We start from the raw sequence: 17,293 nt of genomic DNA on the forward strand, positions 1-17,293 counted from the left end.
TCGTCCACCATACCCCGGTAGACGCCAGCCATCGTCAACGTCACGCCAATCAGCAGCCCTAATCCCACGCCGGTGAAGACGAACTTGCCCCAAGTGTGAAGGATGTCACGACCCGCGAGACTGATCATGGCGCCACGCCTGCCAGGGCCTCGACGATCTTGATCCGGGTGTGAGCGCTGAGACCAGCCGAGCTGTATACCACTACGCGCTCACCCGCCCTGAGCCCGTCTACAATCTGCACTCGACCATCAAGATCCGATGCACCGCGCTTGACAGGGACGAAGCGCAGCGCGCCATTTCTTATCGCCCAGACGCCTAAATGCCCGTCGACCCGTTGCACGCTGGCATCGGGCACGACGGTGGCGGCTGCCATCGCCGGCAAGGCCACCGTGATTTCGGCGATCTCGCCAACCGGTGGCAAGTATTCCGGCAGGTCGTCGAAGACCACCTTGGCGAGGGTTTCCTCGGTGACCGCATCTGCCAACGGTTCAACGCGCAGCACATGCCCCGCGAGGGCTTGCCCGGCTTGAGAGCGCAGAACGATGCGGGCCGGCAAGCCGGCGCGCAGCCCGGATAAGCGCAATTGATTGAATCGTACGTTTATCCAAAGACTCGCGGGATCGATGATGTCGACGACGGACTGGCCCGCGACGACCGTTGTGCCGGGATCGGCACCGCGTAGCACCACCAATCCATCGACGGGAGCGATCAATCGCAGGCTGGCGCGTTGCTGGATCAGACCGTCGCGATCGGAACGGATTCGCGCGAGTTCGTGCGCTGCGGCGTCCAAATTCGCAGTGGCCGCCGCCAGTACGGCTCCTGCTACCCGGTGGTCCTGTCGCTTCCCCTCGACCGTCACTTCACTCGCCGTGCGCGTCTGCCAGAGTTGTTCGTAGCGTTCTGCCTGCGCGTCGGCATAGGACTTGCGGGCCGTCGCGTCCTGGACCTGTGCTTTCGCTGCCAGCACACTGGCTTCCCCTCGTTTGATCGAAGCTTCCAGGGCCGCGACGCGGTCATCGAGGTCCACAGGGTCCATCTCGCCGAGCAACTGGCCGCCCCGAACTCTGTCGCCCACGTTCACATCGACGCGTTTAATCCGCCCAGCAACCATTGGACCGATCTTGTAGGTATACCGGGACTCGATCGTGCCGATGCCAAACAACGCGGGCGTGATCGCGAGATTCTCTGCTGCGGCGACGGTGACGGGAACCGGTGCCAACGGCCCGGAGCGCAGGACCACATAGACGAACAGGGCAAGCAGCGTTCCGAGTACGCCAACCAGCGCGAGTGTGCGGCGATCCAGGGACGGCAGTTTCATTGCACTCTCCTGATCGCGCGGCTGTAGATGGCAAAGATCGCCGGTGCCTGCGTGCGGATCAGGTCCGTATTTCCAGCCAGCAACGACTGCATCACCAGTCCCTGAATGGACCCGATGAAGAGAGTGGCCGACGCGCCGGTATCAACGTCGCGCGCCAGCACGCCTTGAGCCTTGCCGGCTTCGATTAGGGTGACGAGACGCTCTGAGTAATGCCCGAGCAGTTCACCCACCATGCGCTTGGCAGCTGTATCCTCGGCGCGCTGCAGTTCGCCGAATATCATGCGCGGTACTCCGGAATGTGCGACAACAAACTCGATGTGCGTCATGAACACCGCTTCCAAAGCGGACAGCGGCGATTCGGCTGTCGCTATGGCGCGGTCGACTCGCGCCAGTAGGCGATCGGCGACCCAGGAGATGACCGCCTGCCAGATTGCATCTTTGCTGGGGAAATGACGAAACAGCGCCCCTTGTGTGAGGTTCATTCGCTTGGCAATGGCGGCAGTTGTGATTTCGCTTGGATTTTGTTCGGCGGCCAGCTCGACAACCGTCTCCACCGTGACGGCGCGGCGCTCTTCGGCTGGGAGGTTTTTGGGCTTGGATGGCATAGAAAGTTCCCTGAAAAAGGTAGTAATTGATTACTCACATAATGCGCCTATGGTGGGATGGCAAGGCTAATCGGGGGAGGAGAGCGTCATTCGATTTGAAGAAGGCGAGCGTGTTGCCCGCATCGAGCCGGCAAGGTTGGTCGGCCACAATTGATCAGCAGAACAGATCACTGTCCGACGATTTGGAGAAGTGGCCACGGCGCCGGGGTCTCGGCGGGAGCTTCCGCGGCGAGATCCTGCTGGTGCTGGGCCATAACGGCGCCGGCAAGACCACACTCATGCGCGCTATCTTCGGCCTGCTGAAACCGGCCGCCGGCGAAGTGACTTATGACGGCAAGCCGATCGCCGGCCGCTTGCCTGGCGAGAACGTGGCAGAGGGCATCGCCTTCGTCCCGCAGGGCCATGGTATCTTCCGGACTTTGAGTGTGCACGACAATCTGGAACTCGGCGGCTTCATCATGGCCGACAAGGCCAAGCTGCCGGCACGCATGCAGACCATTTTTAAGCTATTTCCGATCCTGGGCGAGCGCCAGCAGCAGATCGGCGGCACGCTCTCCGGCGGCCAGCAGCAGATGCTGGCCATCGGCATGGCGCTCATGCACGAGCCGCGCGTGGTCATACTGGACGAGCCGTCCATCGGCCTCGCGCCGAATCTGGTCGACCGGGTGATGCAGAGCATTGCGGAGATCAATCGGAGCTTCGGCACTTCCATCCTGATGGTGGAGCAGAACGTGCACTACAGCCTGCCTATTGCCAACCGGGTGGCGGTATCGAAGGCCGGTCGCAAGATCTACGACGGGCCGCCGGCGCATTTGCAGGACGACGTCGAATTGATCAAGCTGTTTTGATGCCTGTGTGTATCGGAAATCGCGATGAAATTCGCCGCGTGTCGCGTCCCAACCGCGGCGGCGGCGGGTTCACTCGGCTGCAGCGAGACTCCGTAACGACCGCGGACACGATCCTGCAGATCGCTTCCGACGTCGGATACGAGTCGGAATCTGCTTTCGACCGCGCATTCAAGATGGAATTTGGCCTGCCGCCAGCTCAATATCGGAAGAAGTACAGGACGCTCCGAAACGGGCAACCAGCGCCAGGCCGTCATCCCTTCTTTCCGGGTTTGCGTCAAATGCGTCCTTGCCGGGATGGCCGCGCAAAGCGGACACTCGGCATATTTGGCCATGTCGCTTATGTGCCAATTCAGAAGCGTCGCCGAAGGCGGCGGCGAAGTACGGGGCGCCAATCACAAAAAGATGGTGCTATTCAATCTTTGGACGGCTTGGGTTGAGTTTCACTGACCGGATCTGATGCCGGGAAGGTATCCTCGAGACCCTTCTCAAGCTTCGTTTGCCTTCTGGGGGTCCTCTGCGTGTTTGTCATGAGGCGCCGGATTGAATTCTTTGGACATTACCCCTCCTTGTACCGCACCTAACCAGACCCGCACCAAATAGCGAACGGCTCAACCGCCGGATCCACTAACGGTGGCACCGCGTCAACGGCGATGGCGTCTTAAGCCGAATAGCGCACCGGCGATGAAAGCCGTCACCAGCATTCCGATAGGCGCCGCCACTGTCGCTTTCTTGAGAAGCTCAAGATATGTTTCCGGCTGACGGGCCTTTTCAACCGCATCGGAGAAATGACGGCTGACCTCGTCCACCTGGGCGGTGGCCGACTCCACCGCCTTTTTCGCAAGGTTTAGGGCTTCGTCAGCTATTCGAGTTTCGCCTTTGCCGGTGTCCGTCATCGCAAGCTCCGTTTCGGTCCACAACAACTCGCGAGTGTCGATTTCGTTGCCAGACATCAAGGAACTGAACCTAGCCGGTGCGGTTGAACGCCTGGAGGCTCATGATGTCCGATGCCGTCGATTACCTGCATGCCTACGCCGTGAAAGCCATCTGCAAGGCACGCCGGATGCCATTTGGCAAGTCGAAGCGCCTGCACAGAGCGGTCGGGCGCATTTATCTGCTATTGACCAAAGAAGCCGCTCTCGCACGAAACGTCGATCATCTCGATGACTTCCGGGCGGCGCGGGAGGCGGAAAAGTCCATCACTTCGGCTCCGAAAAAGAGTGTTGGCATGGGTCCGGCGAAAGCACCCGTGACGTGATAAAACGAGACCCACACGCTGAAGGAAAGCCATAGTCTGTCAGTTCCTGGCAGAGCGACTCCTGCGAGGCTGCGCTGGCTTGTGGACGACAGGGTCCGGCTGCTCGCTTTGCGCCTGGGGGACATTGAGGGACCGATGGCCGCCCCATAAAGAGGTCGCCGAGTCTTCGATTAGCAGACAGCGCTTATCGCGAAGGTTTGTGTGGCGATGATCATACCCCGCATGGGCGGCCGCTCGACCCAGCCCGGCCGCCATTCCGTGGTGCACGGGGCAGCACAAAATCACGAGTCCCTCGGAAGCCGTTGCTCTGATCGGCCTTGGCTTGATCGACCAAGATTGAGCAACGTCGTTACTCGCAAGCGGCGTTTACCGCATCAGCCAAGTTGGCCGGTCGCTCATACCCTTTCTACCGATTTGAGCGATTGCGGCGCGCGCCCCGCCGGTTCACGCCGGCCGTTTTAATCAAGAATTTGATGTCCGGCGTTTGTAATCGCTGGAACGTCATCCCTCATCTCTACCAAGCCCAACTCGATCAGCGTGCGCAGATGATCTGGATCGACGGGAAACATGGACCGCTTCGCCTTGATATCGCGAAGCGTCCAGCGAAGGTCGATAGCTCGAATGGGATCGACGCCGGGAGAATCGTTCATACTGGAAACCTCCGCTGCGGGCCGGATACGGGCATCGCGAATCCGAATAGTTGCGGCACCGAATTCGCACGAGCTCCTTTCATGATCGAAAGAACGCCGTTTGCACCGCAACCTGAGTCAACGGTCTCGATTAACTCTTTCGCTCTTTCATCTTCTCCACGAGAAGCTGCGCAACGCGAAGGCCCGAGGGCGTAGTATTTCTGGTTGCAAGCTGCACCAGCGTCACCTGCGTCGCTTCCAGACGTTTGTCGCGCAATGGCACCGCGACCAGCGTGCCTGCGAGTAGCTCGGGCATGGCCGAGTCGCGCGGCAGAAAGGTTCCGATACCGGTTTTCATGGCGATCGTGCGGAGGAAAGCAATCGAGTTTGTCTCGCTGTAGAGATCGAGCTCGACATTGGCCTTGGCGCAAGCGCGGTCAATTTCCTGACGGATGCCGAACGATAGATCGGGTAGGATTACGCGCAGGCCCGCGAGGTCTTTTATCGCGCAGTACTCCCTAACGGCCATCGGATGATCGGGTGCGACCATGAGGCACAGTGACTGGCGCATGCGCGCCAGCTCGATCAGGTCGCGCCGTGGCGCACGGCCGAAAACGAGGCCGAGATCGACCTCGTGCCGTCCGACCATTTCGGCGACGCCGCTGGTGCCCGCCGTCGTGACCGTGATCGAGATGCCGGGATAATCTTTTGAAAGGTCGACGACGAAATCGGACACAAAGCTCGCGAGCAGGCCCTCAACGGTTGCAAGTTTCACGTGGCCACGCTGCAGCGAGTCGAATTCCTCGACCTGAACGCGAATTCGATCAAGTTTGTCCTGGCTCTCGACTGCATAACGATAGAGCAGGTGGCCGGCGCCGGTCAGGCTCATGCCCCGTGCGCCTCGCTCGAACAGCTTCGCCGAAAGCTCGTCCTCGAGCCCTTGCACCTGCCGGCTGATCGCGCTGGGCGCGATACGCAGCGATTCGGCCGCCCGCTTGATGGAACCGCGTAGCGTTACTTCCCGAAAGTACCTGAGAGCCGTTGATTCAATCATGTGTCGCGTTCCGAAGGCCCCTCATCGCTTGCCCGGAAAGCATGCAGGGGGTGCATTGTGATCGAATTTTTAGACCGCTCGGTTCGAATTTCAATGCTTTTATTCGATCCCCCAATTTGTCATGCTTTCGGTCAGGTTACGCTTCGGTCCCTGCAGGAGAAACCAGATGGTCTGTTCCCGACTTACGTCACGTCGCTCGAATTCGCTTCTTCTCGCCGTTTGTTTTGGATTATCAGCCTCCGCGGCGCTGGCGCAGGATGTTGTCAAATTCGGAGCGCCGCTCCCGCTGACGGGTCCGCTGGCGCCTGAAGCCATCAAACAGCAGCAGGGATACGATCTTTGGGCCGAGCAGGCCAACAAGGCCGGAGGCATCTCGGTCGGCGGCAAGAAGTACAAGGTCGAGATCGTCTACGCCGATTACCAGTCGAACACGCCCCGCGCGGTGCAGACTACCGAGCAGATGATCACGCAGAACAACGTCAATTTCCTGTTCAGCCCGTTCGGTTCGGGCGCCGCCAAGGCCGGCAGCAGCGTCTCCGAGAAATACAAGGTGCCAACCATTGCGTCGACGGCGTCCTCCGCGCAGGTCTATGATCAGGGTTACAAGTATTTGTTCGGTACATTTACGCCGAACGATACGCTGACCACGCCGCTCACCCAGATCGTCAAGGCCAAGGCGCCTGATGTGAAAAAGGTCGCCATTCTGGCGCGCAACGATCTCTTTCCGCTGGCGATCGCCCAGGAGATGGAGAAGTCGGCCAAGGCCAACGGCCTGGAAGTCGTGTATTTCGAGAAATACGCGATCAACACGCTGGATCACTCGGCAACGCTGTCGCAGATCAAATCGCTCGCGCCGCAATGGATTTTCGTGACCGGCTACATCAATGACCTGCTGCTCGTTCGCAAGCAGATGTCCGATCAGCAGATCAAGGCCGGCGTGCTCTCGATGATCGCGGGTCCCGCCTATCAGGAGTTCATCGATGCCGCCGGTGCAAGCGGCGAGAACACCACCAGCGCCGCCTGGTGGCATCCCGCCGCGCAGTATTCCGGCAAGGACATTTTCGGCACGACCGCCAACTACGTGAAGCTGTTCCGCGACAAGTACAAGTCGGATCCCGACTACGCGCAGGCCTCGGCGTCGGTTTCGGGGGCGCTGTTCCAGATGGCCATCGAGCGCGCGGGGTCGCTGGACCGCGACAAGGTGCGTGACGAGCTTGCCAGGATGAACGTGATGACGTTCTTCGGGCCGGTGAAGTTCGGGCCGAACGGTCAGATCGATTCGCTGGAGCCGCCGGTGTTTCAGCTGCAGGGTGGAAAACCCGTGGTCCTCTCGCCTGCGCTCATCAAGCAGGGCGAATTCAGGCTCGGCGTGAACTGACCACTATCGGTCCAGGGAAAGCGGAAACCCGACATGCTGGCGGCCCAGGTTCTGATCAATGCATTGGTGTTGGGCTGCCTTTATGCGTGCATCGCGATCGGCTTCTCGCTGGTCTGGGGTGTTTTGAACGTCATCAATCTCATCCACGGCTCGTTCATCGTTCTTGGCGCCTATCTGGCGTGGGGGCTCTATCAGTCGCTTCACATCTCGCCGTGGTATGCGCTCGGCATCGCGGCTCCGGCGTTCTTCGTTCTCGGCTACGTCATTCAGCGCCTGATCCTCAACCGTGTGATCACGGCGCCCGTTCTGGTCACGCTGACCTTGACGTTCGGGCTCGACCTGATCCTCAACAACGCGATGATTTATTACTTCAAGGCGGATTACCGCAAGCTGACGTTGACGCCACCGATGGGTTCGGTCTCGCTGTTCGATGTCGTTGTGCCGATCGACCGTTTGATCGCCACCGCATCTGCGCTGGCGTTGACCGGCATACTCTATTTGATCCTGCGGCGGCTGCGCGTCGGGCGGGCTATCATCGCGGTCAGGCTTGATCGCGACGCGGCCATGCTGATGGGCGTCAATGTCAATTCGATCTATGCGATTGCGTTCGGTCTTGGTGCTGCGCTGGCGGGCTGCGCCGGGGTGCTGATGGCGCTGATCTTCCCGATCTCGCCGCTGACGTCCACGGCCTATCTGGGAAAGGCCTTCGTGGTCTGCGTGCTCGGCGGCCTTGGCAGCGTGTCAGGGGCGCTGGCGGGGGGCATTCTGCTTGCGTTGATTGAAGGGATTGGTTCGACGCTGATAGGTCCCGCGCATGCGACGACGCTGTCTTTCGCGCTGCTGATTGTATTTCTGATCGTGCGTCCTCAAGGCCTGCTCGGCCGAAAGGGTTTCGAATGACGCGGTCGAATTTCATCCTGCTGGCGCTGGTCGTCGGTATCGCCGCGCTGCCGATGTTCGGCGGGTCCTACGCGCTGCGGCTCGGCACCATCGCCTGCATGTACGGCATTCTCGCGTTGTCGTGGAACGTGGTCGGCGGCCTGGCAGGCTATCCGTCGTTTGCGACCGCCGCGTTCTTCGGTTTCGGCGCCTATACGGCGGGCGTCCTGCTCGGCAAGGGTGTGCCGCTGGCGGTTTCGGTTCCGGCGGCGGGGGTGTTCTCCTTTGTGCTGGCGTGTCTGCTCGGCGCGGCGCTGCTTCGTCTGCGCGGCCACTATTTTGCAATCGCCAGCCTGTCGCTGATCGAGGTGTTCCGTGAACTCGTCAACAATGCCACCGATCTCACCGGCGGCGGCATGGGATTGAATATCCCGCTGACCTCGACGGCCGGCGTGATGGCGGATGCGACGTTCTTTTTCTACCTGATGTGGGGACTGCTGGGGGGCACGGCGTTGATGGTCGTCGTGGTCGCAGGCTCCAAGCTCGGTTTCGGCCTCGCATGTATCCGGCAGAACGAAACCGCCGCCAACATGATCGGGCTCAACACCACGCTCTACAAAAGCGTCGCGTTCGGGCTGTCCGCGTGCTTTGTCGGCGCCGCGGGCGGGGTGTACGCGGCGTGGGTTCATTACATTGATCCGTCCGATGTGTTCGACATTCTCTATTCGGTGAAGCCGATCGTGATGGCATTGATCGGAGGGCTCGGCTCGCCGCTCGGCGTCCTCATCGGGGCATTCGTTTATCTCGGGCTGGAGGAGGTGGTCTGGCGCAACTACATCCAGATTCACAGCGGCGTGCTCGGGGTTCTGATCGTCGTTCTGTTGCTATTCCTGCCACACGGATTGATGTCGCTGCGGTCCCGGCTTCTTGCATGGAGACCGAAGCGTGTCTGACATCCTCCGGCTCCAATCCGTCTCGCGAAACTTCACTGGCTTGAAAGCGCTGCGCGATGTCTCGCTCGGTATCGGCAAAGGCGAGGTTCTCGGCCTCATCGGCCCGAACGGCGCGGGCAAGACGACGCTGGTCAACGTGGTTACCGGTGTCACGCCGGCGAGCTCCGGCACGGTGACGTTCATGGGGCGGGACATCACGCGCGTGAAGACCTATCAGTCCGCGCGTCTCGGGCTGTCGCGTACGTTCCAGGTGGTGCAGCCGTTCGCGGAATTCAGTGCACTGGATAATGTCGCTGCGGCGGCGTTGTTTTCGCAGCCCGGCGAAAGCATCAGATCGGCACGGCAGGAAGCGCGCGCGCATCTCGCGTTCGTCGGCCTTGAAGCGCAATCGGATCAGCCCGCAGCGACGCTGACCCTCGCCATGCGCAAGCGCCTTGAACTCGCGAAGGCGCTCGCGATGAAGCCGAAGCTTCTGTTCCTCGACGAAGTCAATGCCGGCCTGAACAGCGCGGAAGTCGAACGCGCGACGCGCCTCATTCATCAGCTCGCGGAAAACGGCATCACCATCGTGATGATCGAGCATTTGATGAAGGTCGTTCTGAATGTCTGTACGCGGATCGTGGTGTTGCACAATGGTCAGTTGATCGCCGACGGCGCTCCCCGGGATGTCATCAAGAATCCGGCTGTCGTTGAGGCCTATCTCGGTCAGAAGTATGCGCAAAGGGCCGGCGCCCATGGCTGATACACCCGTCATCGAGTTGCAAGGCTTGCGCGCGGGCTATGGCGAGGTTCAGGTGCTGTGGGGCATCGATCTTGCCGTCCGAAGCGGGGAGATCACGGCACTGATCGGTTCCAATGGCGCGGGCAAGACGACGCTGATGCGTGCCTTGTCGGGACTGATTCCGATCCAGTCGGGAAGCTATCGCTCCGACGGCGCGGATCTCTCCGATGCGACCCCGGCAGAAATCCTGTCGCACGGCATCGTTCACGTGCCGGAGGGCCGGCGGCTGTTCGGCGCCATGAGCATCGAAGACAATCTCCTGATGGGGGCATATTTGCGCACGGCCGGACGGGCCGAGATCAGCCGCGATATGGACCGCGTTTATGCGACGTTCCCAAAATTGCTCGAGCGCCGCAATCAGGCGGCGGCGACACTGTCCGGCGGCGAGCAGCAGATGTGCGCGATCGGGCGCGGCCTGATGAGTGCGCCGAAACTCCTGATGATCGATGAATTGTCGCTTGGACTGTCGCCGCTGCTGGTGGAGCAGCTCGTTGCGGCACTTCGTGCGCTCAACGCCGAAGGCATGTCGATCCTGCTGGTCGAGCAGGATGTGACGACGGCGCTCGACCTGTGTCATGCGGCCTACGTCATGGACATGGGGCGGATCGTGCGGTCGGGGTCCGGCGCGGAGCTGCTTGCTGATCCGATCATTCGCGACGCCTATCTGGGCGTGCTCGAGGAATAATTCGAAATCCACCGGAACAGAAATTTCTGCAGCAAAAGAGGCAACATGATCGAGACTGTCGAAGCGGCGAAGGGCGGTTACAGGTTCATGCCCGGCGTCAGCCAGTATTCAGCCGGCGTCGCGGCGCTGCCGGGATTCACCCTGGAACGGGTGCGGTTCACCAGGCCGGTGCCGATGCGCCAGGGGTTTGATCGCATTGCGCAGATCCTGAACGATGCCGGCAGGCCGCTGAGCGCGTTCGCTGCCTGCGAGTTGCGCTCGCCTGCGCCGTTCACGGAAAGCGGCTTCGTGAAGTTCAATGAAGTGTATGCCGGCACCCTGAAGGCATGGGGATTGCTGCCGGACGGGGTCAATCCTGTCGCGCGCAGCAACGTGTGTCCGAAGATCGATCCGCCGGCGGAACCGGGCTTCCATGCGTTTACCTATGCCGTGCCGGCTGCAAACGCGCCGACATCGTTCGTCGTCGCGGGCAGCGGCGAGGCGCCGGAAGGCAAGGGCAACTATCGCGACCATGCCGTTCGGCTCGGTGACATCAGCGCGGCGGCGATGGTCGAGAAGGCGCAATGGGTCTTGGGCGAGATGGAGCGCCGCATGAGCGCATTCGGCGGCGACTGGAGCGGGGTTACCGCGACCCAGCTTTATACCGTTCACGATATCTACCCTTTCATCGAAAGCGAGCTCGGCAAACGGGGCATTTTCGGGCAGGGGTTGACGTGGTATCTCAATCGTCCGCCGGTGCAGGACCTGGAATATGAAATGGACTGCCGCCGCGTGTTTATGGAGCGCGTAATAGAGAGCTAGGTCGCGGCAACTATCGATGCAATTGCGGTCTGGTGGCATACTGGCTATGCGCCAGCTCGCCGAAAGAATCGTACCGTTCCTGATAGTTAGTACGATGTCCCTTCTGCGTCATCTCTGCTTGGTCAATGAAGACTCATATGCAAACCGGGTCACCCTGCGTAACGTGTCCACACCGCGATCTGGGCTTCTGCGGAACGCTATTGGAGAAGCGCCTCGAAGAATCGGGTGCGCAGCAAGACGCAAATTGGCAGCGTCATCGTATTGTCCCAGCGGGCAAGCAAATCGCCACTCGGAACCTTGTGTCCGAGGATGTCTTTGTGCTGTGCGGAGGTTGGGGATTTCGTTTCTTCCAATTAGCCGACGGCCGCAGGCAAATATTGAATTTCCTGCTGCCGGGCGATCTTTTCTCTGTTGTCTCAGTATTTGAGCAACGGTTTCACTTCTCGGTCAAAGCATTGACCGAGATTCATGTAAGCGCAATGCAGCGCGCGGAAGTCCAGGCAAGGCTCCTTGCCAATCCCAAGATTTTAATGGCGCTGGCAGCATCTTGCTTCGCTGAGGGCGATGCCGCGGACAAGTCGCTAACAGCGCTCGGCCAATACTCGGCGGAGGAGCGCATTGCCTATTTGCTTCTGCACCTGATGCGGCGGATCGCGGCCCGAAGCGTGATCCGTGAACAGCGTTACCCGTTTCCGTTGCGCCAGCAACACATCGCCGATGCCGTCGGACTCACGCCAGTTCATGTGAGTCGGGTTCTCAGCCTGTTTCGCGAACGTGGTATCTTCGTGTTATCAGACGGTGCTCTGCAAGTTGGCAATCTAACCGAGTTGGAGCGAATTGGGTCGCTGAATTGACCGCGACTGTCGTGTATGGGCGCGTCCGTCGCACGCAGGCTCACGCGTAGAGCCAGACGGTAGATACAGGCACGCCGGCCGTCGAGTATGCTCCGAACGGTTCCTCCCCCCAGTTCCTGCCGCGAATTGGCCAAGTATGGTCATGACGCTCTTGTGGAAGATGATGTTCCTGGAGTGGCCGGAAGTGAAGATCGCGGTAGCGTTTGGAAAACACTTGAGGATGGCCGCCGACCTGCTTGCCGTCATGCATGCGGCAAAACAACGTCGGTGAATAGCAAATCCGGAGTATTGATCGTGGCGAGAACGGTCAAGACGGCGGGTCCGTCTGCGACGGCAATGACATTGTGACGGCGACCAGCACATATTGGCCGGCAGGCACGTCGTGATACGGCGCGGCGTAGTTTCGGTCGAGTGGGCGTTGGTGGTCTCGATCGTGAGTCTGCCGCCCTCCGGCGTTGCATCGCACGCATTGACGCCGAGATTACCAACGCGTTCTTGAGTTGGCCTTTGCCCACCACGGTCTTCCACAATTCGCCGCCGAGAACCGTTTCAACTTCGAAGGGTTCGCCGAGGCTGTGGCGCAACAATTCGGTCTCCTCCCGAATCAGCGCATTGATATCCATGACAGCTGGGACCGGAGGCTGCTTGCGTGCGAAGGCAGAAGCTGCCGATCGAGTTGCGCGCCGCGTTCTGTCGCCACCAGCCATCGCAACGCAATTCTGCGCGAATGGCCGGTCGGCGACCTCGACCTGCAGCATTTCGAGGTATCCTCCGATGACGAGGAGAAGGTTGTTGAAATCGTGCGCGATCCCGCCGGTGAGTTGCCCCAGCGTTTCCATCTTCTGGGCCTGGTAAAACAGCGCTTTCTCCTGCTGGCGCACGGAGACGTCGAGCAGGATCGCGGTAAAGAAGACCAGACCATCGACGTCGAACCTGGCGATCGATGCTTCCGCCGGAAATTCGGCGCCGCTCTTGCGGCGGCCAAAAAAAGCTGTCCGCGCTGGCCCGTCAGGCGGCCTTCTTCCTTGCCGGTCGCAAACGTCCGCATACAGCAGGCGTGAGCGGCGTGGTAACGCTCGGTAACCTTGGCCGCGTGATGACGCGCTATCTGAACCGCCTCACCGGCTTAACCATCCTCGGCCACCGAACCAGCACCTGTAGCTGAACGGCCCACGACAGACATCGCTGCGCCTCAATTGCCGGATCGGCGACTTCATTGAAGTAGGCGCAGATCTGATCGAAAACCGGCCGCACAGTTTGGCTATCTATGCAGAATTGCTACAAGCGTCCGCCCGCTCGCCCCCCTAAACGACTGGAAATCTCGCTCGCCAATCGCCTCGCCGTCTCGATCGCCAACGCCTTGCGCTCCGGGTCCAGCGTGGCCTTCGACAGGCTGATGGCGACGGCTGCGACCGCCTCGGCGGATGCGGCGCTGAAGATCGGGGCGCCGATGCACATCATCCCGAGCCGGGTCTCTTCGTCGTCGACGGCATAGCCCTGCAGCACCACCTTGCCCAACTGCTTCAGGAGCGGTTCAGCGCGGGCTATGCTCTTGCGCGTCAACGAGTAGAACGCCCTTCCCGACTCGAGGTCCATGACGTATTGGGCCGACCGGCTACTCAACATCGCCTTGCCGCTGGCGGTGCAGTTGGCCGGCAAGCGCATGCCGATACGAAAGTTGAAGCCGAAAGTGCGCGTGCCGTTACGGCATCCTACGTAAACGATGTCCGCACCGTCGAGCACCGAAAGCACGATCGACTCCTCCGGCATCGGCGCTTCGGCTTTCATGATCGCCTGAAACTCAGCCGCCGGGTCCGTTCGCGACATGTAGGCATTCGCCAGATCCATCACCCGCGTGCCGAGCTGGTAAGCGCCGTTGTCCAATCGCTCGATAAGACCGGCGTGCGCCAGCGTAACGCACAGCCCGTGCACCGTGCTCTTGGGCAGCGCCAGCGTCTTTACGAGCGCCGTGAGCGGCAACGGTCGCTCGGTGGCTGCCAACGTATTCAACAGTTGAGCGGCGCGAGCCACGGCGGGCACCATCGCGCCCCTGGACGGTGAGGATGCCCTGTCAGCAGCGTGCGGCCATGACGAGGTGCGTGATTTGCCTACGAAGCGGGTGTCGATCATTGCCAGTCCTCCGTGAGAGGGTCGATAGCACCGTTCAGCAGGCTGAACAAGCGTTCAAAAAAAACATATACTTGACGCAAAAGATCATTAGGTCATAGGTTTAGCCATACTTCGCGAGTTCAGAACAATGCGTTCGATAGCGAGGCGATCGGGAACGACCTGTCCCGAGGACAAGACCCTGAGGCTGGCCCATGCGACCCGCGACGAGCAGCAACTTCCAGACCTGGGGGATTCGCCTGAGCGACAGGATGCGCGCAGCGCTCATCGACACGGACGTTGGCGCGGCATCGGAGTTGGCGTTGCATGGGGATGGCCAGACTCGCGACCTGGCGCGCGAATACGCCTTCATGATGCGCGGTCTCGGCTTTACGCTGCAGGTCCTCCTTCGATTGCTGACCGAGACCACTTCGTGGGCCGGGAGAGCGAATCGCGTCACCGTGCAAGCCGCCGCGGTAGCTGACGCCGACCTGAGCTGCCTGTTGACGCGGTTGTTGGACGGTCTTCGCCGCGGCGAGGCGGACGAAGCGCCGCCAACGGTTCCCTCGCTGCTGGCCGACACCTGCATCCGTGAGCTCCAGGCGAGCCAGGAGCGCTTTACGCTCGATCAGGCCCGTCGCGCCGACGAGATTGTGCAGTCATTGACCCATGGCCGAGCGCAGTCAGCGCTGGACCTGCTGGACGCCAAGGACCATGCCTACCTCGCTCTGCACGACACGATGATCCGGTTCATGGCCGACAGCTTTGCCTGGGTTGTCGGCCACTTCGGCAACAGGGCATTGCTCGACTTCCACCTGGCCGCGGCCGAGGGGCAGCGCGCCGGATTCGAGAAGTGGGAGCAGATGCAGGCCGCGGAGTTCGCCGCGACGACCGCCTTCCTGCTGAAGCAGCACATGGGGCGGGTGCAGGTGCAGGAAGACGAGCGGCGGTTCACGATCCGCCAGTCTCCCTGCGGAAGCGGCGGCAGGCTTCGTCTCGACGGCGCCTATGAGGGGCCGCAGTTGCTGCCGTTCGTCGAAGGACCAGATCCGCTGACGTTCGGCGAGGCGCGCATGCCGGTGTACTGCACACACTGCGCCATCTGGAACGGCGCCGCCACGTTGCGCTGGTTCGGTCGGGCGCAATGGGTGTTCGAGAATCCCGCAAGCGAGGATGGCGGCTGCACGCTGCACATCTACAAGCGGCGCGAAGACATCCCTTCCGATTACGCGCGCTTGGTAGGGTTGCCTGCCGCCGGGGGTCCGCATGAGGCTCGTTGACCGGGTGGCGGTGATCACCGGCGGCGCCAACGGCATCGGCGCGGATACGGCGTTGCGCTTCCTGAGCGAAGGCGCCAAGGTCATGATTGGAGACATAAACGAAGCCAATGCCGGACGCGTCCTGGCCGCGGCTGCCGACGCAGGATACGGCGATAACATCCGCTTCCTCCGCATTGACGTCGCCGAGGAGAGCGCCGTCGAAGCCATGTTCGATGCCGCGCTGGCGGAGTTCGGCCGGCTCGACTTCGTGTTCAACAATGCGGGTATTGGCGGCGTCTACGGACCGATCGCGGAAACGCGGGTGGAGGACTGGGACTTCACGCTTGCCGTGCTGCTGCGCGGCGTCTTTCTCGGCATGAAGCACGGCGCGCGGATCCTGCAGGCGCAGGGTCGCGGGGGATGCATCGTCTCCACGGCGTCGGTCGCCGGATATGCCGCCGGATCCGGCGCGCACGCCTACTCGGCTGCCAAGGCTGCCATCATCAATCTTACGCGCAGCGTGGCCGTGGAACTGGCGCCGCATCGCATCCGCGTCAACGCGGTCGCGCCGGGTCCGGTGATGACCGAACTGTTTCATCGCGGCAAGCCCGACCAGGGTGAACGAACGATCCTGCAACGCCAGCCCTGGCCGGTGCCCGGCACCGCGTCGGACATCGCCGGCGTCGTTGCCTTTCTCGCCAGTGACGATGCGGGTTTCATCACCGGCGAAACCATCGTCGTGGACGGCGGCCTGCTCGCGCGCGGGCCGGCCTTGTTCGGCGAGGGAGCGGCAAGCGCCGTGCTGCGAGCCGTTGGCCTCGACAGGGGAACGACGGGCGAGCCGTCCGAAATCCGCACCCGGCCGAAACTATCGTGATTCCATCAAGCCACATGCCCAGGAGCCTGCCCGTGACGACAGTCCAAGCCAAACCGGATGCTGCTGCGAGGCGCGAATTGATGCGCGCGATGCTGCTGATCCGCGCCGTCGAGAAAGCCTGGGGCGACGCCTATCTGACGGAGGAGATCACCGGCATTCCTCCCTCACTATCCACCGGTCAGGAAGCCATTGCCGCAGGTGCCTGCGCGGCGCTGGGCGACGGAGACTTCATCTTCACGACCCATCGCGGACAGGCGGCGCAGGTGGCGCGCGGATTGGATCCCAAACGCATCCTCGCCGAACTGTACTGTCGGCGCACCGGATACAACAAGGGCAAGTCGTATCACGTCACGGATATGACTCGCGGCGTCGTCGGCATGGGCGGCATCGTACCGGCACAGGTCCCGATCGCCGGCGGCATGGCGCTGGCGCAGAAGATGCGCGGCACCGACAGGGTCAGTCTCGCCTTCTTTGGCGACGGCGCCAGCAACGAAGGCGCGGTGCACGAAGCGGCGGCGCTCGCCGCCATGTGGACGTTGCCGCTCATTCTGCTGTGCGAGAACAATCGCTACTGCATCACCCAGCGCGATACCGACGCCCTGAAGGGCCCGTCGATCGCCGCGCGCGCCGCCGGATACGGCCTGCCCGGGGTGGTCGTGGACGGGACCGATCCTCTCGCCGTTCAGGCCGCCGTCGCCGAGGCGGTGGCGCGGGCGCGCGCCGGCGGCGGCGCAACCTTCATCGAGGCGCAGTGCGAGCGCCTGACCGGCCATCTCATTCACGACACGCAACCCTATCGCTCCAGGGAAGAACTGGAGTCGGCCTGGAAGCATTGCCCGATCTTGCTGTTCGGCGAACGGCTCGAGCGTGAGCGCATTCTCTCGGCAGACGAAAGGGCGCGCATGAATCGCGAGATCGAGGCAGAAGTTGCCGGCGCGGTCGCCCACGCACGCACTCAACCCTACCCCGCAATCCACGAAGCCTATGAAGACCTCTGGGCCTGAACTGTTC

The 17,293-nt window shown here is 61.6% G+C and carries 21 protein-coding genes and 1 pseudogene; 15 read left to right on the plus strand and 7 right to left on the minus strand.

Going from position 1 to position 17,293, the window contains the following annotated elements; genetic code table 11:
- The 3 genes and pseudogenes from Q7U29_RS03780 to Q7U29_RS03790 form a co-directional block, all read right to left on the minus strand.
- Nucleotides 1–128: pseudogene (locus Q7U29_RS03780) on the minus strand (ABC transporter permease); the annotation flags it as partial.
- Nucleotides 125–1,318, minus strand: coding sequence for an efflux RND transporter periplasmic adaptor subunit (locus tag Q7U29_RS03785; protein ID WP_304738609.1), 1,194 nt, complete (start codon nt 1,316–1,318; stop codon nt 125–127). The gene Q7U29_RS03785 and the pseudogene Q7U29_RS03780, both read right to left, overlap by 4 nt.
- Nucleotides 1,315–1,923, minus strand: a complete 609-nt coding sequence (locus Q7U29_RS03790; protein ID WP_304738611.1) for a TetR/AcrR family transcriptional regulator — start codon at nt 1,921–1,923, stop codon at nt 1,315–1,317. The genes Q7U29_RS03785 and Q7U29_RS03790 overlap by 4 nt, the downstream gene beginning before the upstream one ends.
- 95 nt (nt 1,924–2,018) lie before the next feature.
- Between Q7U29_RS03790 and Q7U29_RS03795 the strand changes: the two genes are divergently transcribed.
- The gene (locus Q7U29_RS03795) at nt 2,019–2,771 is read left to right on the plus strand and encodes an ABC transporter ATP-binding protein (RefSeq protein ID WP_304738614.1); all 753 of its coding nucleotides are present in this window, start codon (nt 2,019–2,021) and stop codon (nt 2,769–2,771) included.
- Entirely contained in the window at nt 2,771–3,208 is a 438-nt protein-coding gene (locus tag Q7U29_RS03800) for an AraC family transcriptional regulator (protein ID WP_304738616.1), read from the plus strand. The genes Q7U29_RS03795 and Q7U29_RS03800 overlap by 1 nt, the downstream gene beginning before the upstream one ends.
- A gap of 204 nt (nt 3,209–3,412) precedes the next feature.
- Here Q7U29_RS03800 and Q7U29_RS03805 read toward each other — a convergent pair whose 3' ends face one another.
- On the minus strand, nt 3,413–3,721 hold the full coding sequence (locus Q7U29_RS03805; RefSeq protein WP_304738619.1) for a hypothetical protein: 309 nt from the start codon (nt 3,719–3,721) through the stop codon (nt 3,413–3,415).
- 47 nt (nt 3,722–3,768) lie between these two features.
- Between Q7U29_RS03805 and Q7U29_RS03810 the strand changes: the two genes are divergently transcribed.
- Nucleotides 3,769–4,026: a hypothetical protein gene (locus Q7U29_RS03810; RefSeq protein WP_304738622.1), complete on the plus strand. Its 258-nt coding sequence runs from the start codon at nt 3,769–3,771 to the stop codon at nt 4,024–4,026.
- 458 nt (nt 4,027–4,484) lie between these two features.
- Here Q7U29_RS03810 and Q7U29_RS03815 read toward each other — a convergent pair whose 3' ends face one another.
- The gene (locus Q7U29_RS03815) at nt 4,485–4,676 is read right to left on the minus strand and encodes a hypothetical protein (protein WP_304738625.1); all 192 of its coding nucleotides are present in this window, start codon (nt 4,674–4,676) and stop codon (nt 4,485–4,487) included.
- A gap of 130 nt (nt 4,677–4,806) precedes the next feature.
- The gene (locus Q7U29_RS03820) at nt 4,807–5,709 is read right to left on the minus strand and encodes a LysR family transcriptional regulator (protein WP_304738628.1); all 903 of its coding nucleotides are present in this window, start codon (nt 5,707–5,709) and stop codon (nt 4,807–4,809) included.
- Between the two features lie 166 nt (nt 5,710–5,875).
- Between Q7U29_RS03820 and Q7U29_RS03825 the strand changes: the two genes are divergently transcribed.
- From Q7U29_RS03825 to Q7U29_RS03865, 9 genes are all read left to right on the plus strand, one after another.
- A complete protein-coding gene (locus Q7U29_RS03825; protein ID WP_304738631.1) occupies nt 5,876–7,087 on the plus strand; it encodes an amino acid ABC transporter substrate-binding protein in 1,212 nt (403 codons plus the stop codon).
- A gap of 33 nt (nt 7,088–7,120) precedes the next feature.
- Nucleotides 7,121–7,987 carry a branched-chain amino acid ABC transporter permease gene (locus Q7U29_RS03830; RefSeq protein WP_304738634.1) on the plus strand — a complete coding sequence of 289 codons (867 nt, stop codon included), beginning with the start codon at nt 7,121–7,123 and terminating at the stop codon, nt 7,985–7,987.
- Complete coding sequence (locus tag Q7U29_RS03835; RefSeq protein WP_304738637.1) at nt 7,984–8,919, plus strand: branched-chain amino acid ABC transporter permease; 936 nt, start codon at nt 7,984–7,986, stop codon at nt 8,917–8,919. The genes Q7U29_RS03830 and Q7U29_RS03835 overlap by 4 nt, the downstream gene beginning before the upstream one ends.
- On the plus strand, nt 8,912–9,661 hold the full coding sequence (locus tag Q7U29_RS03840) for an ABC transporter ATP-binding protein (protein WP_304738640.1): 750 nt from the start codon (nt 8,912–8,914) through the stop codon (nt 9,659–9,661). Before Q7U29_RS03835 ends, Q7U29_RS03840 begins: the two co-directional genes overlap by 8 nt.
- Nucleotides 9,654–10,385 carry an ABC transporter ATP-binding protein gene (locus tag Q7U29_RS03845; protein ID WP_304738643.1) on the plus strand — a complete coding sequence of 244 codons (732 nt, stop codon included), beginning with the start codon at nt 9,654–9,656 and terminating at the stop codon, nt 10,383–10,385. Before Q7U29_RS03840 ends, Q7U29_RS03845 begins: the two co-directional genes overlap by 8 nt.
- A gap of 45 nt (nt 10,386–10,430) precedes the next feature.
- Nucleotides 10,431–11,186 carry a hypothetical protein gene (locus Q7U29_RS03850; RefSeq protein WP_304738646.1) on the plus strand — a complete coding sequence of 252 codons (756 nt, stop codon included), beginning with the start codon at nt 10,431–10,433 and terminating at the stop codon, nt 11,184–11,186.
- Between the two features lie 200 nt (nt 11,187–11,386).
- The gene (locus Q7U29_RS03855) at nt 11,387–12,040 is read left to right on the plus strand and encodes a Crp/Fnr family transcriptional regulator (protein WP_304738648.1); all 654 of its coding nucleotides are present in this window, start codon (nt 11,387–11,389) and stop codon (nt 12,038–12,040) included.
- A 136-nt stretch (nt 12,041–12,176) separates the two neighbouring features.
- Nucleotides 12,177–12,311 (plus strand): hypothetical protein, encoded by a 135-nt coding sequence (locus Q7U29_RS03860; RefSeq protein WP_304738651.1) that lies wholly within the window; start codon nt 12,177–12,179, stop codon nt 12,309–12,311.
- Nucleotides 12,312–12,540: 229 nt separating this feature from the next.
- The gene (locus Q7U29_RS03865; RefSeq protein WP_304738654.1) at nt 12,541–13,101 is read left to right on the plus strand and encodes a hypothetical protein; all 561 of its coding nucleotides are present in this window, start codon (nt 12,541–12,543) and stop codon (nt 13,099–13,101) included.
- Between the two features lie 217 nt (nt 13,102–13,318).
- Here Q7U29_RS03865 and Q7U29_RS03870 read toward each other — a convergent pair whose 3' ends face one another.
- Nucleotides 13,319–14,170, minus strand: a complete 852-nt coding sequence (locus tag Q7U29_RS03870; protein WP_304738658.1) for an IclR family transcriptional regulator — start codon at nt 14,168–14,170, stop codon at nt 13,319–13,321.
- A 191-nt stretch (nt 14,171–14,361) separates the two neighbouring features.
- Here Q7U29_RS03870 and Q7U29_RS03875 point away from each other — a divergent pair, with 191 nt between their 5' ends.
- From Q7U29_RS03875 to Q7U29_RS03885, 3 genes are all read left to right on the plus strand, one after another.
- Nucleotides 14,362–15,426: a hypothetical protein gene (locus tag Q7U29_RS03875; protein WP_304738661.1), complete on the plus strand. Its 1,065-nt coding sequence runs from the start codon at nt 14,362–14,364 to the stop codon at nt 15,424–15,426.
- Nucleotides 15,413–16,282: an SDR family NAD(P)-dependent oxidoreductase gene (locus tag Q7U29_RS03880; RefSeq protein ID WP_304738663.1), complete on the plus strand. Its 870-nt coding sequence runs from the start codon at nt 15,413–15,415 to the stop codon at nt 16,280–16,282. The genes Q7U29_RS03875 and Q7U29_RS03880 overlap by 14 nt, the downstream gene beginning before the upstream one ends.
- Before the next feature lie 80 nt (nt 16,283–16,362).
- Nucleotides 16,363–17,286 (plus strand): thiamine pyrophosphate-dependent dehydrogenase E1 component subunit alpha, encoded by a 924-nt coding sequence (locus Q7U29_RS03885; RefSeq protein ID WP_304738666.1) that lies wholly within the window; start codon nt 16,363–16,365, stop codon nt 17,284–17,286.
- Nucleotides 17,287–17,293: the final 7 nt, after the last annotated feature.

The organism is Bradyrhizobium sp., assembly GCF_030654605.1.
In the GTDB taxonomy this organism is placed as follows: domain Bacteria; phylum Pseudomonadota; class Alphaproteobacteria; order Rhizobiales; family Xanthobacteraceae; genus Bradyrhizobium.

What these genes read in the sequence shown, in the direction of transcription:
- Q7U29_RS03785 (WP_304738609.1), bottom strand. Translation starts at nt 1,318, where the DNA reads ATGAAACTGCCGTCCCTGGATCGCCGCACACTCGCGCTGGTTGGCGTA.
- Q7U29_RS03790 (WP_304738611.1), bottom strand. Translation starts at nt 1,923, where the DNA reads ATGCCATCCAAGCCCAAAAACCTCCCAGCCGAAGAGCGCCGCGCCGTC.
- Q7U29_RS03800 (WP_304738616.1), top strand. Translation starts at nt 2,771, where the DNA reads ATGCCTGTGTGTATCGGAAATCGCGATGAAATTCGCCGCGTGTCGCGT.
- Q7U29_RS03805 (WP_304738619.1), bottom strand. Translation starts at nt 3,721, where the DNA reads ATGTCTGGCAACGAAATCGACACTCGCGAGTTGTTGTGGACCGAAACG.
- Q7U29_RS03810 (WP_304738622.1), top strand. Translation starts at nt 3,769, where the DNA reads ATGTCCGATGCCGTCGATTACCTGCATGCCTACGCCGTGAAAGCCATC.
- Q7U29_RS03815 (WP_304738625.1), bottom strand. Translation starts at nt 4,676, where the DNA reads ATGAACGATTCTCCCGGCGTCGATCCCATTCGAGCTATCGACCTTCGC.
- Q7U29_RS03820 (WP_304738628.1), bottom strand. Translation starts at nt 5,709, where the DNA reads ATGATTGAATCAACGGCTCTCAGGTACTTTCGGGAAGTAACGCTACGC.
- Q7U29_RS03825 (WP_304738631.1), top strand. Translation starts at nt 5,876, where the DNA reads ATGGTCTGTTCCCGACTTACGTCACGTCGCTCGAATTCGCTTCTTCTC.
- Q7U29_RS03830 (WP_304738634.1), top strand. Translation starts at nt 7,121, where the DNA reads ATGCTGGCGGCCCAGGTTCTGATCAATGCATTGGTGTTGGGCTGCCTT.
- Q7U29_RS03835 (WP_304738637.1), top strand. Translation starts at nt 7,984, where the DNA reads ATGACGCGGTCGAATTTCATCCTGCTGGCGCTGGTCGTCGGTATCGCC.
- Q7U29_RS03845 (WP_304738643.1), top strand. Translation starts at nt 9,654, where the DNA reads ATGGCTGATACACCCGTCATCGAGTTGCAAGGCTTGCGCGCGGGCTAT.
- Q7U29_RS03850 (WP_304738646.1), top strand. Translation starts at nt 10,431, where the DNA reads ATGATCGAGACTGTCGAAGCGGCGAAGGGCGGTTACAGGTTCATGCCC.
- Q7U29_RS03860 (WP_304738651.1), top strand. Translation starts at nt 12,177, where the DNA reads ATGGTCATGACGCTCTTGTGGAAGATGATGTTCCTGGAGTGGCCGGAA.
- Q7U29_RS03870 (WP_304738658.1), bottom strand. Translation starts at nt 14,170, where the DNA reads ATGATCGACACCCGCTTCGTAGGCAAATCACGCACCTCGTCATGGCCG.
- Q7U29_RS03875 (WP_304738661.1), top strand. Translation starts at nt 14,362, where the DNA reads ATGCGACCCGCGACGAGCAGCAACTTCCAGACCTGGGGGATTCGCCTG.
- Q7U29_RS03880 (WP_304738663.1), top strand. Translation starts at nt 15,413, where the DNA reads ATGAGGCTCGTTGACCGGGTGGCGGTGATCACCGGCGGCGCCAACGGC.
- Q7U29_RS03885 (WP_304738666.1), top strand. Translation starts at nt 16,363, where the DNA reads ATGCGCGCGATGCTGCTGATCCGCGCCGTCGAGAAAGCCTGGGGCGAC.